12 protein-coding genes are annotated in these 15,637 nt (G+C 50.5%); all 12 read left to right on the top strand.

The genetic code is table 11. The features are described from left to right. Window positions 1-65 precede the first annotated feature (65 nt). The 12 genes from GRF59_RS17805 (at window position 66) to GRF59_RS17750 (ending at window position 15,624) form a co-directional block, all read left to right on the top strand. Window positions 66-707, top strand: coding sequence for an aspartate/glutamate racemase family protein (locus GRF59_RS17805; RefSeq protein ID WP_160499021.1), 642 nt, complete (start codon window positions 66-68; stop codon window positions 705-707). 126 nt (window positions 708-833) lie between these two features. Beyond that, a complete protein-coding gene (locus GRF59_RS17800) occupies window positions 834-2,444 on the top strand; it encodes an OPT/YSL family transporter (protein WP_160499020.1) in 1,611 nt (536 codons plus the stop codon). Between the two features lie 12 nt (window positions 2,445-2,456). Continuing rightward, entirely contained in the window at window positions 2,457-3,515 is a 1,059-nt protein-coding gene (locus tag GRF59_RS17795; RefSeq protein WP_160499019.1) for a DUF917 domain-containing protein, read from the top strand. Between the two features lie 54 nt (window positions 3,516-3,569). Beyond that, window positions 3,570-4,514, top strand: coding sequence for a DUF1177 domain-containing protein (locus GRF59_RS17790; RefSeq protein WP_160499018.1), 945 nt, complete (start codon window positions 3,570-3,572; stop codon window positions 4,512-4,514). 128 nt (window positions 4,515-4,642) lie between these two features. Beyond that, the gene (locus GRF59_RS17785) at window positions 4,643-5,314 is read left to right on the top strand and encodes an AroM family protein (RefSeq protein ID WP_160499017.1); all 672 of its coding nucleotides are present in this window, start codon (window positions 4,643-4,645) and stop codon (window positions 5,312-5,314) included. 48 nt (window positions 5,315-5,362) lie between these two features. After that, window positions 5,363-6,316, top strand: coding sequence for an aminopeptidase (locus tag GRF59_RS17780; protein ID WP_160499016.1), 954 nt, complete (start codon window positions 5,363-5,365; stop codon window positions 6,314-6,316). Window positions 6,317-6,557: 241 nt separating this feature from the next. Continuing rightward, the gene (locus tag GRF59_RS17775; protein ID WP_160499015.1) at window positions 6,558-8,801 is read left to right on the top strand and encodes a helix-turn-helix domain-containing protein; all 2,244 of its coding nucleotides are present in this window, start codon (window positions 6,558-6,560) and stop codon (window positions 8,799-8,801) included. A gap of 265 nt (window positions 8,802-9,066) precedes the next feature. Beyond that, the gene (locus tag GRF59_RS17770; protein WP_160499014.1) at window positions 9,067-10,041 is read left to right on the top strand and encodes an ABC transporter permease; all 975 of its coding nucleotides are present in this window, start codon (window positions 9,067-9,069) and stop codon (window positions 10,039-10,041) included. 13 nt (window positions 10,042-10,054) lie between these two features. Then, complete coding sequence (locus GRF59_RS17765; protein ID WP_160499013.1) at window positions 10,055-10,948, top strand: carbohydrate ABC transporter permease; 894 nt, start codon at window positions 10,055-10,057, stop codon at window positions 10,946-10,948. A 143-nt stretch (window positions 10,949-11,091) separates the two neighbouring features. Next, window positions 11,092-12,696, top strand: a complete 1,605-nt coding sequence (locus GRF59_RS17760) for an ABC transporter substrate-binding protein (RefSeq protein WP_423802966.1) — start codon at window positions 11,092-11,094, stop codon at window positions 12,694-12,696. Window positions 12,697-12,801: 105 nt separating this feature from the next. Further along, window positions 12,802-14,229: an alpha-L-fucosidase gene (locus GRF59_RS17755; RefSeq protein WP_160499011.1), complete on the top strand. Its 1,428-nt coding sequence runs from the start codon at window positions 12,802-12,804 to the stop codon at window positions 14,227-14,229. Between the two features lie 69 nt (window positions 14,230-14,298). Then, window positions 14,299-15,624: a replication-associated recombination protein A gene (locus tag GRF59_RS17750; protein WP_160499010.1), complete on the top strand. Its 1,326-nt coding sequence runs from the start codon at window positions 14,299-14,301 to the stop codon at window positions 15,622-15,624. The last annotated feature ends 13 nt before the right edge of the window (window positions 15,625-15,637 follow it).

Genomic DNA, 15,637 nt, shown 5'->3' with positions numbered 1-15,637 from the left:
AAAAGAATAAAATCTTAACTAATAAAAAATTAACATATAAAAAAGGGGCGAAAGGGTGATCGGCTTTGATAGGGTTAATTCGTGTATTTACCGCAAAAGATAATGAAGTGGTTCAATCGCATGGAAAATTGATTCAAGAGAATTACGCTGTTCCTGTGATCAGCAGAAGTATCCCCGATCAACCGTATGGCATCTACGATGATGAAACGGAAAAAACGGCTATTCCCAAAATCGTCGATCTAGGAGTGCAGTTGGAAAAAGAAGGATGCCGCATCCTTATTATCAGTTGTGCCGCCGATCCCGGAATAAACGAACTTCGCGCACGGGTTTCGATTCCGGTCATCGGAGGGGGAAGTTCAGCGTCGCTGGTTGCTCGCTCGCTTGGCCTGCCGGTTGGCCTGATGGGGATTACCGAAGGGGTTCCTCCCGTAATGAGAGAGTTGTTGGGCGAGCTGATTGTCGGCTACATCCGTCCCGATGGAGTAACGAATACGACGGATTTGTTAACGGAAGAGGGGCGCAGAGCGGCTCTTGAAAGCGCACGATCCCTGGTAAACCAAGGTGCAAAAGCAATTGTATTCGCTTGCACGGGATTCTCAACCATTTCGTTTGCGGGCGAGATTCGAAGGGAGTTAGGAATTCCGGTCATCGATACCGTAGATTCAGAAGGCCTAATCGCTGCCAACTTTTATAAACAAACACGCTGATCGGCATGCAGATTAATCATGGATCTACGTCAGACGGCCCTCGTCGTTCTTCTATAGGTCTTCGATTTGAATGTCGTGAAGAAATGCAAAAAGAGAAAACAACTTAGACAAATTGGAGGCAAATGGATGAGCGAAATGAAGAAAGAAGTGGAACAAGCAAGCAAAAAAGAGAAGCACCCCAGCATATTTGAACCATTTGGCTTGATCCTCAATGTGGTTACGGGCGTTCTTGGCGCGATCGTCGGCATTCAGATTGTAACGACGCTTGGCGTAACGCCAAATACAGCGATTATCGGTGCGCTTGTAGCTATGCTCATCGCAAGAATACCGATGGCAGTATTCAAAAAATACAAGTCGGTGCACCGTCAAAACTTGGTTCAAACTTCGATCTCCTCCGCGACGTTCGGAGCTGCTAACAGCCTATTCATTCCCATTGGCATTCCGTTTGTCATGGGTGAGACGAAGCTGATCATCCCCATGCTGATCGGCGCAGCCCTCGCGATGTTCGTGGATTCGGCGCTTTTGTACAAATTGTTTGATTCGAAGCTGTTTCCGGCATCGGGAACCTGGGCGCCAGGCGTTGCAACAGCAGAATCGATCATTGCCGGCGATAAAGGCGGCAAACGTGCAGGTCTGCTCGGCGTCGGGACCGTTATAGGCCTAATCGGTTCCTATTTCCACATTTCCATGTCCGCTTTCGGCGTGGCTTTCATCGGTAATATTTGGGCACTGGGCATGTTCGGAATCGGGCTTTTGATCCGTCAATATTCGATTCCATGGTTCAATATCGACGTTGACAAGCTGTATATCGCGCATGGCGTCATGATCGGCGCGGGTATTGTTGCCTTGGTACAAGCAGCCATTCTGATCTTGAAACGCCCGAAGAAAGAAGATCGGGAAGCAGAAGCCGGCAATTACACCCGTTCGGAAGGCGAAGCGAGACGCGCGCTCGGCTTTGGATTTGTCGCTTATCTGATTATCGCTTTGATCATCGCGCTCATCGGCGGTTTGATCACTAAAATGTCCTTTGGCATGTTGATCGGATTTCTTGTGTTCGCCGCATTTGCCGCGTTCGTCCATGAGCTGATCGTCGGCATTGCAGCAATGCATTCAGGCTGGTTTCCGGCATTTGCCGTCGCTTTCATTACGCTGCTGTTCGGCATGATGATCGGTTTTCCGACGGTTGCGCTTGCTCTCCTGGCGGGCTTTAGTGCCGCAACGGGCCCGGCGTTTGCAGATATGGGCTACGATCTGAAAACCGGATACATCCTTCGCGGTAACGGGGAGGATCCGGAATTTGAACGGCACGGCAGAAGACAGCAGTATATAACGGGCGTGATTGCTTTTGGCGTAGCGGTCGTTGTCGTGGCCTTAACGTATCATTCGTATTTCTCGCAAAATCTGGTTCCGCCGATCGATACGGTTTATGTGTCGACCATTCAAGCGGGAGCTTCACCAGATGTAGCCATGAAGCTGCTGCTGTGGGCGATACCGGGTGCGATCCTGCAATGGGTCGGCGGAGCGAAGCGCCAGGTAGGCGTCATGTTCGCGACCGGTTTGCTAATCCTTACACCAAACGCATGTTGGGCGGTTCTTGCGGGTCTTCTGATCCGGATCGTCGTACTGAAGGTAAAAGGCAAGGAAGCAGAGACTCCAATGAGTATTTTGGCGGCGGGCTTTATTGCCGGCGATGCCATCTACAGTTTCTTTAATTCCATATTTAAAATTAGAAAGTAGGTGCAGATGAATATGGCAACAATCAAATTGGACGAAGGAATGATGAAAAGCGCCGTATTCGGCGGCGCCGTATTGGGCGGTGGCGGCGGAGGCTGGATCGAAGAAGGCCTCCAGATTGGCCGCTTGGCTCTGGAACTGGGAGAGCCGGTACTGCATACGATTGATGAATTTGCGAACGAAGATACATTCGTGACGGTATCTCTTGTCGGAGCTCCCGGAGCGAAGGATAAATATTTGAAGCCTATTCATTACGCGAGATCGTTGGAAATGCTGGCACAGGGGTTGGGCAAGCCAATCTCTGCCATCCATACGAACGAGAACGGGGCAGGAACGACGGTAAACGGCTGGTTGCAATCCGTCATGACCGGCATTCCGCTGGTGGATTTTGCCTGCAATGGCAGGGCTCATCCGACTGGAACGATGGGGGCGATGAACCTGACGGAAGTCGAGGACTACGTGTCCCATCAAACGGCGATCGGCGGCAAGGGCGAGAACTACCTCGAGTTTAGCGTTTCGGGGTCGCTAGGAAAAGCAGCTTCGCTGATCCGCAAGGCCTCCGTCGAAGCGGGCGGCTTGGTTGCGGTAGCGAGAAATCCGGTGACGGCTGCTTATGCCAGAATGAACGGAGCTCCTGGAGCAATCACGCAGGCGATTGAAGTGGGCGAAACGCTGCTCGGCGCACACGGGGAAGCAGCCATCGCTGACGTCGCTACAAAGCTCGGAGGACGAGTTGTGGCGTGCGGGGAAGTAACGGAGTTCGAGCTTGAAACAACCGGGGGCTTCGATGTCGGAACGGTACAGATCGATGGCTTCGAGATGACTTTCTGGAACGAATACATGACCCTGGAAAAGGGCGGAGAGCGTTACGCGACGTTCCCGGATCTGATGATGACGCTTGATGTCAAGACGGCAAAACCGGTCGTTACGGCCGCCCTCGAGAAAGGACAACAGCTTGCAGTCATTGTTGTGCCGAAAGAGAAATTGCTTCTCAGCAGTACGATGAACAACAGAAAGTTAATGCAACCTGTCGAAGATATCATTAAGAAACCGGTGTTGGACTATATTTTCTGACTTATACAGGGCATACGATTTCAGACTAGCTAGAAAATGGAGGTATCGGAAGATATGACACTTAAACAAACGATGATCGCGCTGGACGCGCTGGACGATGCGAATGCAAGCGGAGAAAAGGTAAGGGAGCTCTTTGGCAGCTATCCGGATGTTAGCATCGAAGTCAAAGAAGTGACGGGTGAAAAGGGCAGCACCGATTTTATTAAAATTCTGATCCCGGGAACCGATGGCAAGGCGAAAGGAGGCAGCGCTCCGACCTTCGGTATCGTGGGACGCCTCGGCGGGATTGGTGCCCGTCCGAGCAGAATCGGGCTTGTCTCGGATGCGGATGGTGCGGTAGCCGCCGTTGCTTCTGCCCTGAAACTGGCTGACATGCAGGTGAAGGGAGACCGTTTGAAGGGTGATGTCATCGTAACGACCCACATTTGCCCGGATGCTCCGACCCGTCCGCATGAGCCGGTTGACTTTATGGATTCGCCAGTCGATATCGGCGCGATGAATACCCATGAGGTTCTGCCCGAGATGGAGGCTGTCCTATCCATTGATACGACCAAGGGCAACCGCGTGATCAATCACAAGGGCTTCGCCATCTCGCCTACCGTCAAAGAAGGCTATATCCTGCGGGTTAGCGAAGACCTGCTGCGCATCATGGAAATGACCACAGGACTTTTGCCGGTGACTTTCCCGATTACGATGCAGGATATCACGCCGTACGGCAACGACTTGTATCATATCAACTCGATCCTGCAGCCTGCTGTAGCAACCGATGCACCGGTGGTCGGCGTTGCGATTACGGCGCAGTCTACCGTACCGGGCTGCGGCACGGGAGCCAGCCATGAAGTCGATATTGCGGCGGCAGTCCGGTTCGCCGTAGAAACGTCCAAGGAAGTAACGGAAGGAACATGCGCGTTTTACGATAAAGAAGAATTTGAACGGATTAACAAGCTTTACGGATCCATGAAAACTTTGCAAACCGCAGGTCATGTCCAAGGCAAATAAATAAGAAAGGGAAGGGGCGTAAGTTCTCTTCCCTTTTTGGCAGCTATCCGTATGGAAAAATCGTTCACGAAATGAAAGATTCAAGCTTGCATGGTTCAGTTAAATGAGGGCATGGGGGAGGATCATCGATGACGAAGCTGGGAGTTATCACCATTGGCCAAGCGCCACGTAAGGATGTCACGCCGATTCTGGAGGCGCATTTGCCAAAGCGGGTACAAATCATTCAATCAGGTGTGCTGGATGGGTTGACCAAGGCATATATCGACGCTCATTTACAGCCAGGGGAAGATGACTATACGTTGACTTCACGTTTAACAACCGGTCAATCCGTCAAAATGGGGCGGAATAAAATCCAGCCTATTTTGCAAAATAAAATATTCGAGATGGAAGATCAAGGCGTGAAGCACATTTTGCTGCTATGTACGGGTGTATTTCCGGGTCTACACACGAAAGAGGCCTTTCTGATCGAGCCAGATCATATTATTCCCCCGGTTGTAAAAGCGATGGTGGGAAGCAGGAGGCTGGGCGTCATCGTTCCGCTTGATGAACAAAAGGTAACTTTAAGGCCGAAATATGAGCCGCATGGACTTGATCCACTGTTTGCCGTTGCCTCTCCGTATATATTCAACGAAGGGAATTTTCAAGCCGCGGCAAGCGAGTTGAAGGATAAGGCAGATATTTTACTGCTCGATTGCATGGGGTATACGGAAGAGGCACGGGAGCTTGTCGCCGCAGAGGCGGGCCTTCCGGTCATCTTATCGAATGCTCTTATGGCTAAAATCGTGTCAGAAATGATATAATTCGGCCGGTATCGGATATTTCTTAAATGAAAGGAAGCTAATGAAAAGATGAGCGAAAAAATCATTGAAATAAGCATGAAAACACTGGTGGATTGCCTCGGACTCAAATCCGGAGAAACCTTTTTGGTCGTTACTGACGACACCCGGAAAGAACTAGCAGAATCGCTTTATGAAGCGGGAAAACGCCTGGGGGCAGAGGCAATGCTGATGGTGATGAAGGAGCGCGGCAAGTCCGGAGAGGAGCCTCCTGCGGCCGTTTCTGCAGCTATGGTTAACGCACAGGCCGTCGTGTGCATTACGAAGCATTCGCTTACGCATACACAGGCACGCAAGCAAGCGGCAGCGGCTGGAGCTCGCGTTGCCACGATGCCGGGGATCACGGAGGACATGTTCCTGGAAGGTGCGATTGCCGCCGACTATACGCAGGTTAAGGCGCTCACGGAGAAAGTCACGGGCATGTTAACCCAAGCCCGCAAGGTGCGGATCGAGAAAGAGGGCCGTTCACTGGAGTTTTCCATTGAGGGACGCGACGGCGTGCCAAGCACGGGCATGTATCTGGAACCGGGACAATCTGGAAATCTCCCATCAGGGGAGGCTTATATCGCACCCGTAGAAGGCTCAGCTGCAGGACAGATCGTCGTTGACGGTTCGATTGCCGGCGTGGGCAAACTCGCGGGCCCGATTGTCCTGAGCGTTGAGAATGGGCGGCTTGTGGCTGCCGAAGGCGGCGAAGAAGGAAGCAAGCTGCTGCAGATGCTGGGAGACGGCGATGGCAGATTTCTCGGGGAGTTCGGCATCGGAACGAATGAAAAGGCGAGAATCACCGGCGTCGTTCTGGAAGACGAGAAAGTATACGGCACGATCCATGTGGCATTTGGCAGCAACAACACGTTCGGCGGAACGGTTGCGGCTGGTGTTCACATCGATTGCGTTGTCGGCAAACCGTATGTTTACTTGGATGATGAACTTATCATGAAAAATGGCGAGCTCATCGGAAAATAACAGGTTTGCCGTAATCTGAAAATTTCACTGAATCAGAATAAAGAAACACCGCGGAGCTATATTTTTGTCTGCGGTGTTTTTTTGCCTACTATGGCACTAATGAATTCCAGGGATTGGGATGTTATAATATGAAAAGTAAAATGAAAGCGTTTTATTCAAATTGAAGCTTCCTCTGGGAACGAATGTGCACCATATAGGAAAACTCCCGGAAGAGAATAACCATCATAAGGAGAGGGAGCCGATGCAAAGCCGCAAATGGTTTTATCGCCAGCTTTTTTCGTACATGCCAGCTTTTTTCATTGTCATATCTTTTATTTTTTTCGTGTTTTTTCAGCTCCTGAGCGATCAGAGCCGCAAGGAAGCCGTGAAGGCGAACGAGACCCTTCTATTGCAGGCGATGAGTTCCATTGACGCCTCCCTCAAAACCATTGAGCAGATGTTGATGACAAAAATGCTGAAAAATACGGATATATCCGCTTTTTATAATCGAGGCACGCAAAATGATTACTATATGAATATTAAGCTTGTGGAGTTTATGAATGGCTTCAAGAACGCGTATCCGCTGGTCGACTCCATTTATTTCGTCAGGACCAAGGACAGCTTCATCTTGAGCAGCGCGACAAGCTCGAGCCTACGGGACTATCCGGATTACCCCTTTATTAGGCCGTACATCAATCAAGAGATGAAGGATGTCGGCTGGACCAGTGTCAGGAATTTTGAAGAATTCAGCATCAAGGGACCCAAAAGGGTCGTCACATTGGCGCTAAAAGCCCCTTTTCTCAAAACGGGCCAAGGTTTTTTGGTCGTCAACGTATCTGCCGATGCCATCAATAATTCGATTGCAAGCATGTATAGTCAGGATGTCAGCTATATTCATATTCTTGACGAGAGCGGGAGGGACATTCTTCCCATTAATGAGGCGGCAAAAAAGCAAAATATCGTTTCCAGTGCCATTTCTCCCGTGACCGGATGGGAATATCAGAGTGGTCTGATGAACGGGAAGTGGTTCAGCGTAGCCAATCAGTTGTACAATATTTGGTTCATGCTGGGGATACTGATGATATTAGCCGGAGTTGCCTGGATTGTGTACGCTGCCAAAAAAAACTACAGGCCGATCGAGCAGATCGTTACGCAGGTGCAGAAGTTTTCGCAAAACAAGGCGACGACCCTGTTGCATGGAAACGGCCAGGATGAATTTACTTTTCTCCAGACAGCCATCAATCAGATGCTTGAGCAATCCAACAGCTATCAACGGCAATACCGCGAGGATCTTCACGTGAAGAAAGCGTATCTGTTTCAGCAGTTGATGGAAGGGCAGCATTTCACAAGACCCGAAGAATGGGAAGCCATGCGGAATACGATGCAGCTGAATGATTTTGCGAAGCGCCAGGTTGCTTGCGTCGTCGAAATGGATAAATACGCTCAGTTTTGCAGTTTGTTCACCCAGCAGGATCAGTATTTGATGAAGTTTGCCCTGAAGAGCGTCATTCAGGAAACGGCCCAGGAGCATGGCAGTTTCGCGTGGTCTGAATGGGTTTCGAATGACGCGCTGGGCGTTCTGTTGCAAGTCGAGGAGCCCGGGAATCAGATTGCGGAGATTTTGGATCACGCCAGGAGATGGGTGGAAGAGCATTTGAAGCTCACCGTAACGATTGGTGCGGGGGGCACGGCCTCTAGCTTCTCTGAAATTCCCGATTCCTATGCTCAGGCACAGCAGGCCTTGAAATATAAAATGATTCTGGGGGATAACCGTATTATTTTCTATGATCTTCTCGAGAAGGAAGAGCATGGCGGCATGTTCGATTATTTTCAGCTTGTGCATTCGATAGCCCAATCGTTCAGGCTCGGAAAAGAAGAATGGCGGGAAAAATACAAGACGCTGATCCGCAGCATCGAACAGAATCTATTGAGCAGCGACCATATTTTAAGCCTTGCGGATTACTTGATCTACTCCATCGGGCGGGAAATGAATAAAATGACGAAGGAATACCAGGAGCTGTGGGAACATGCAGGACGGTCTTTATTGCAGGAGGCAGTTCAGGTATCGGATACGCTTGAGCAGGTCGAGACAGGCTTCGAGGAGGCGCTGGGACGGTTTTACGGCGAACTTCAGCAAATCCAGGAGACGCGGAACCATTCGGAGACCATTCGCAGGGTGAGGGAGTACATGGACCTGAATTTTGCGAATCCGGATCTTTGTCTTGATTTGTTAAGCGACCGGTTCAGCCTGCCTTCGAAGACGCTCAGCAAGTTGTTTAAAGAGGAAACCGGACAGAAATTCGTGGATTATCTGATCGAACTCAGAATCGGCTATGCTCAGGATTTGCTGGCTCGAACCGATCTTACGGTGCAGGAGATTGCCGAAGAAGTCGGTTATGTGAATGCCATATCTTTCGGACGCATGTTTAAAAAAATCGTTTGCTTGTCTCCGGGTGAATATCGTGATCAAGTCATCCGGGAAAATCGAGATATGACCGCGCTGTAGCAGCTGGTTGTCTGGGCTGCCGTCTGAATCAGTAAGTCCCGCCGGATGATGTTTCCTGCGGGATTTTTTGCTGTTTTCTCAAGGGGATAAAGGGAATGAAAAAGGTTTGCCTGAGAAAAAAGTTTACCGGGCAGAAGCTGCCAGTGTTCGCTACATCCACGGCTCTCATGGAAATAAGTTGGTTCTGAGAAACATGCATATTGTACGAATGCAATGCCTGCCTATAACATGAAAAGCAACAAAACGCGAAGGAGAGTCGGCAGGTATGGAAGTGACAAGCAGCAAAGCGGTTCCGCCGAATCCGTCTGAACGGATTACCCCGCGGAAGAAGGCGGGGACAAGCGCAGGCCGGAAGATCATGAAGCATTGGCAGTTTTATTTGCTCGTCTTTCTTCCTTTGCTTTACATCATTATCTTTAAGTACATTCCCATGTTCGGCGTGATCATTGCCTTTAAGGAATACAACGTCGTGCAGGGCATACTCGGAAGTCCATGGGCCGGGCTGAAATATTTCAAACAGCTGTTTGAGGTTCCATTCTTCTGGCAGTATTTCAAGAACACGCTGGAAATATCGCTTTACGGCATGGCCATCGGATTTCCCGCACCGATCATCCTGGCGCTTGCCCTCAATGAAATACGAAACGGCATATTCAAAAAATCAGTTCAAATGGTGACCTACGCTCCTTATTTCATCTCGACGGTGGTCATCGTGTCGATCCTGATTGTGAACTTATCCCCGAATGTGGGACTGCTGAGCAATGCTTTCCGGGCGCTCGGGATGGAGCCGGTCGATTTCTTGGGCAAAGCTGGATTTTTTAAAACGATATATGTTTTCTCCGATGTGTGGCAGTTTACGGGTTATGGTGCCATCATCTATATTGCGGCCCTGTCCGGTGTCAATCCGGATTTATACGAGGCGGCTAAGGTGGATGGAGCGTCCCGGTTTCAAAAAATCATCAATATCGATATTCCAAGCTTGATTCCGGTCATCGTTATTTTGCTGATCCTGAACTTGGGGCAGATGATGAGCCTCGGATTCGAGAAAATTTACCTGATGCAAAATCCCCTGAATCAGAATACGTCGGAGGTCATTTCCACTTATGTGTACAAGGTTGGCCTTCTGGGAGCCAATTTCAGCTTCTCGGCAGCGATCGGATTGTTTAATTCTGTAATTAACTTTGTTCTTCTGATCCTGGTGAATTTCATTTCCAAAAAGATTTCATCCAACAGCTTGTGGTAAGGAGGGATATGTATTGAACCAAACATTAATAAAGGAATCGGTCACCGACAAATTGTTTCTTAGCATCGTCTATATTTTTCTATCTATTGTCCTGATCTTGATCCTGTTTCCGCTGCTGCATATTTTAAGCGCTTCCTTCAGTTCGCCTTCGGCGGTCACTTCGGGGAAAGTGTGGCTCTGGCCGGTTGACTTCACCCTTGTAGGCTACAAGGCTGTATTCCAAAATTCGGATATTCTTGTGGGTTTCGGCAATTCGTTTTTCTACACCATTGTGGGTACGCTGGTCAATGTTGCTTTTACCGTGATGCTCGCCTATCCGCTCGCCCGCAAAACTTTCTATGGACGAGGCCTCATCATGATCCTGATCGTCTTCACAATGTTTTTCGACGGGGGCCTGATTCCCAATTATTTGCTGGTCAAATCCCTTGGCATGGTGAATACAAGATGGGCGATGATCATTCCGGGGGCTCTGGCCGTTTTCCAGGTCATTATCGCACGAACCTTTTTCCAGTCGATTCCGGAGGAGTTGGCCGAGGCGGCGGAGATGGATGGCTGCAGCGACATGAGATTTTTCCTGCGGATCGTGCTGCCTCTTTCGAAGCCAATATTGGCTGTGCTGTTTCTCATGTACGCGGTCGGACACTGGAACGCCTACTTTAACGCATTGATTTATTTGAAGGACAGCAGCATGTTCCCTCTGCAAATTTTCCTGCGGAACATTCTGATCCTGAATTCGGAAAATTCCGATATGCTGACGAATGTGAACAGCCTGCTGGTCCAGCAGGGATTGAAGGATCTGCTTAAGTATTCCCTGATCGTCGTTTCGAGCGCTCCGGTTCTGATCATTTATCCGTTCGTTCAAAGGCATTTCGTCAAAGGTGTCATGATCGGATCACTTAAGGGCTGACTGATTTATTCGGGGTGATTTCTTAAAGGAGGTGTGTGCCGGACGTTTTGAAGCGTGAAGTCCTTAATCAGGGGAGTAGTGAGAACATTATTCAATAAGGAGGAGATTCTTTGAAAAAACGGGCATTCATCGGAATCAGTATCATGATGATTTTAACTCTAGTATTATCTGCATGCGGCAGTTCCCAAAAGAAGCAGGAAGATGCCGGGGCTTCTTCAAGCGATCCGAACAAACCGGCAGCGCTGACCGTATTTGCACCGCAAAATGTAGGCATTGAGAACCTGGACGTCAATAAGCTATCCAAGTATATCGAGGAGAAGCTGAACATCAAATTCAACTGGAATACCGTACCGGATGCTGCTTTTGGCGACAAAAAGCTGCTTCTGCTGGCCAGCGGAGATTACCCCGCCGTCATTATGAATGCGGGAATATCCAAAGCGGATCAGATCAAATACGGACAGCAAGGCGCCTTTCTCCCGTTAAACGATTTGATCGACGAGTATGCTCCGAATATTAAACAAGCGATGGAAAGCGTGTCTTACCTGAAGCAAGGAATGGTGGCACCGGACGGCAACATCTACGCGATTCCCAAGCTGAATGAATGTCTGCACTGTACTTATGGACAAAGAATGTGGATCAATACGGATTGGCTGAAAAAGCTCGGGTTGACCATGCCGGCGACCACGGATGAATTTTATAATGTCCTGAAGGCCTTCAAAGAGAAAGACCCGAACGGCAACGGCAAGGCGGATGAGGTTCCTTTTACAACTTCAACTTCGGATAATGTCTGGGGCGGCGGGGTCGATACATTCTTGATGAACGCCTTTATTTATGACAATGGCACGGATTATTTAACCGTAAAGGACGGCAAGGTTATGTTTGCTCCGGCACAGGCGGAATGGAAGGAAGGGTTGAAATACCTGCGGAAGCTGTTTGCGGAAGGACTGATGGACAAGGGCGTCTTTACCCAAAACAACGATGCGGTGAAGCAGATGGCCAATAAGCCGGACGCCGAGGTGGGGGCTGTAGGTTACGCCTTGATCAGCAGCGTTTTCGCGGTGGATGATTCCCATCCAAGGCATAAGGATTACGATGTCGTTCCGCCACTGAAAGGGCCGGATGGCGTGCAGCTTGCCGGATATAGCGTTGGTGCGGGCGACGGGCAGTTCGTGATTACGAACAAGGCTAGCAAGGAGCAGCAGATTGCAGCAATCAAGCTGGCGAATTTCCTCTGGTCTGAAGAGGGGACGGTCATGCAATCCTGGGGCTTTGAAGGGGAAGGCTGGAAAAAGGCTGACAGCAGTCAGCTCGATTATAACGGCAAACAGGCAAAATACGAAGTGGTTTCCAAGCCTGCCTCAGCCAGTGGAGAGACCAAACCGGATGATTACTGGTGGCAGCTCGGCACCATGCAGATGCTGAATTCAATCCGCGAATCCTTTGTGGCGCCAGCCGATCCGCTGGGGAATGGCGCTTATGAATACCGTTTATGGCTGGCGGCCAAAAAATACGAACCGTTCGCCAAACCTGAAGTGGTGTATCCGTCCGACACCTTCGTAGATCCGGCGGATGCGCTTACGGTAGCTCAAATGCAGAAGACGCTTTCGGACTATGTCAAATCGAATCTTGCGCAATTCGTAACGGGCAACAAGGATATCGACAAGGATTGGGACAGCTACCTCGCCGGGTTCAAGGGTCTCCAGCTGGAGCAGTACCTGGCGATTTATCAAAAGGCGCTGAAACAATAATGGATGAAATGAAGGATACCTGCGGTATGCAGCAGGTATCCTGTTTTTCTGGGAGAATGTAAATAAGATACAAACGTGTCAAACACACAATGGGAGGATTCAGCGATGAATGAAAAGATTCAATATGCGGCACAGGTAAAGCCAACGGAAAGACAATTGTCCGTGCAGGAAATGGAGTTTTATTCATTTATTCATTTTACGGTCAATACATATACCGATGAAGAGTGGGGGACGGGCGAGGAAGATCCGGCGATCTTTAATCCTGCTGAGCTTGACGCGGATCAGTGGGTTGCTGCGGTTAAATCGGCCGGGATGAAGGGCCTGATCCTGACCTGCAAGCATCATGACGGTTTTTGCTTATGGCCGAGCAAGTATACAGAGCATTCCGTCAAGAATAGTCCATGGAAGAACGGGCAAGGAGACATTGTCCGGGAAGTATCCGATGCCTGCCGCAGAGGCGGTATCAAATTCGGCATTTATCTATCTCCCTGGGACCGGCATGAGCCTACATACGGCGATTCCGACGTTTATAACGAGTATTTTAAAAACCAGCTGCGCGAGCTGCTGACCGGATACGGAGACATCTTCTGCGTTTGGTTTGACGGTGCATGCGGGGAAGGACCTAACGGCAAACGCCAGGTCTATGACTGGGATGCATACTATGCCTTGATCCGCGAGCTTCAGCCGGGAGCCAGCATTTCCGTATGCGGTCCGGATATCCGCTGGTGCGGGAATGAAGCGGGACACTGCCGGGAATCGGAATGGAGCGTCGTTCCTGCTTCGCTTCAGGACAATGAGAAAATCCACGAAAAATCTCAGCAGGAGGATGACCGTGAATTTGCCCGTAAACACAGTTCCGAAGACGAGGATCTGGGCAGCAGGGAGATCATCCTTGAAGCGCAGAAGCTGATCTGGTATCCGGCGGAAGTGAACACGTCGATCCGTCCGGGATGGTTCTATCATGCATCAGAGGACGACAAGGTGAAATCATTGGAGGAGCTTCTGCATGTGTATGAAGGATCTGTCGGCGGTAATGCGACATTCCTGTTGAATCTGCCGCCGGACCGTCGCGGACTTATTCATGAGAATGACGTACGGAGGCTGCAGGAACTGGGAGATGCCATTCAGCGTCGTTACCGTATCAATCTGGCGGAGAACGCAGCAGCCAGCGCGTCAGAAGCGGCCGAAGGGCATGCAGCGAAGCAGGCAGTGGACAGCAGCCGCGACTCGTTCTGGGCACCGAATCCGGGGACGGAGCAGGCCTCGATTGAGATCGATCTGGGCCAAGAACAGACCATCGACCGCGTGATCCTGCAGGAGTACCGCTACAGCCAGCGGATCGAGCGCTTCACGCTCGAATGCAAGATTGGCGGTGAATGGAAGGTCGTTTATAACGGGACCGTGGTCGGATACAAAAAAATATGTGCCTTCGACACCGTCAGCAGCCGCTACCTGCGCCTGAACATCGCCGAATCCCGGTGGTGGCCGAATCTTTCTGCGTTTGAAGTGTACGGCAGCAATACGAACGCATGATCTGAGCTGGCTGATGTGTTATGATAGGAGGACAAATCATAACGAAATTAGCCAAGGACGTGAATACACATGGACTTATTTTCTTTCCAGCAGGAGTCGGAGCCGAGCAGCAGGCTGCTGGCTGACCGGATGCGTCCGACCAGTCTGGATGAATATATCGGGCAGGAACATATCATTGGCCCCGGCAAGCTGCTTCGCCGGGCGATCGAAGCGGATCAGATATCTTCCATTCTTCTGTATGGTCCGCCAGGATGCGGGAAAACGACGCTGGCGCATATCATATCGCAAAAGACGCAGGCGGATTTTGTTCGCCTGAATGCGGTAGACGCTTCCGTCAAAGACGTGCGCGAAGTGATCGACCGTGCGCAGACGAATAAAGCCATGTATGGTACCAAGACGATCCTCTTTCTGGACGAGGTGCATCGCTTTAACAGCTCGCGGCAGGATGCCCTGCTGCCGGCTGTAGAGAAGGGGACGATTATCTTTATCGGCGCAACGACGGAGAATCCGTTCCATTATGTCAATGGGGCCTTGATGAGCCGCTCGACATTATTCCAGCTGCAGCCTCTGACGAAGGAACATTCCCTGATTGCCATGAAGCGTGCGCTTGCCGATTCGGACAAGGGACTCGGATTCATGAAGCTACAGGTGGATGAAGAAGCCCTTGAGCATATTGCGACAATGGCGAATGGAGATATTCGCAGAGCGCTGAATGCGCTGGAACTTGCGGCCATGACGACGCCGCCGGAAAACGACGGCACGGTTCTTATCACGCTGGAAGTGGCGGAGGAGTCCATTCGCCGTCCCATTGTTCGTGCGGACGAGTCGACGCAGTATGACGTGTTGTCCGCGTTTCACAAAAGCATCCGCGGATCGAGCGACGCAGCGCTCTTCTGGTTCCTTTATGCGGTCGAGAAGCTGGGGATGGACCCGATGGTATTTATCCGACGGCTGATCGCTGCCAGCAGCGAGGATATCGGTCTTGCGAACCCGCAAGCGATGGTACAGGCCGTGAGCGCGCTTGATGCTTACCGGAACAATGGCTGGCCGGAGGCGAAGCTTAATATTGCGCAGGCGATATTGTTTGCGGTCGAAAGTCCCAAATCCAATGCGGTATACACGGCGATTTCACGGGCGATGTCGGCCATTGAAGACATGAAGTCGGCGGAGGTTCCTTTGCATTTGCGTGACACGCACTATAAAGGCGCCGTGAAGCTTGGGCATGAAGGCTACAAATATCCGCATGATTTTCCGGGCCATTACGTCAAGCAGGATTATCTGCCAAAAGAGATTTCGCGCCGGGTATTCTACCAGGCAACCGAGCAGGGGAACGAATCCAAGATTCAGATCAACCAAGAGCGGCGACGCAAACAGTTCCTTTCCGGGGAAGAATAATCGTATTACGGGG

The sequence above is a fragment of the Paenibacillus dendrobii genome (assembly GCF_009807035.1).
GTDB lineage: Bacteria > Bacillota > Bacilli > Paenibacillales > Paenibacillaceae > Paenibacillus_AQ > Paenibacillus_AQ dendrobii.
The sequence above is the reverse complement of the archived record's forward strand: the minus strand, read 5'-3'. Positions and strand labels throughout refer to the sequence as shown.

Bases quoted from the DNA above. Each gene is read 5' to 3' on its own strand.
- GRF59_RS17795 (WP_160499019.1), top strand. From the start codon at position 2,457: ATGGCAACAATCAAATTGGACGAAGGAATGATGAAAAGCGCCGTATTC.
- GRF59_RS17780 (WP_160499016.1), top strand. From the start codon at position 5,363: ATGAGCGAAAAAATCATTGAAATAAGCATGAAAACACTGGTGGATTGC.
- GRF59_RS17760 (WP_423802966.1), top strand. From the start codon at position 11,092: ATGATGATTTTAACTCTAGTATTATCTGCATGCGGCAGTTCCCAAAAG.
- GRF59_RS17750 (WP_160499010.1), top strand. From the start codon at position 14,299: ATGGACTTATTTTCTTTCCAGCAGGAGTCGGAGCCGAGCAGCAGGCTG.
- GRF59_RS17790 (WP_160499018.1), top strand. From the start codon at position 3,570: ATGACACTTAAACAAACGATGATCGCGCTGGACGCGCTGGACGATGCG.
- GRF59_RS17770 (WP_160499014.1), top strand. From the start codon at position 9,067: ATGGAAGTGACAAGCAGCAAAGCGGTTCCGCCGAATCCGTCTGAACGG.
- GRF59_RS17775 (WP_160499015.1), top strand. From the start codon at position 6,558: ATGCAAAGCCGCAAATGGTTTTATCGCCAGCTTTTTTCGTACATGCCA.
- GRF59_RS17800 (WP_160499020.1), top strand. From the start codon at position 834: ATGAGCGAAATGAAGAAAGAAGTGGAACAAGCAAGCAAAAAAGAGAAG.
- GRF59_RS17755 (WP_160499011.1), top strand. From the start codon at position 12,802: ATGAATGAAAAGATTCAATATGCGGCACAGGTAAAGCCAACGGAAAGA.
- GRF59_RS17785 (WP_160499017.1), top strand. From the start codon at position 4,643: ATGACGAAGCTGGGAGTTATCACCATTGGCCAAGCGCCACGTAAGGAT.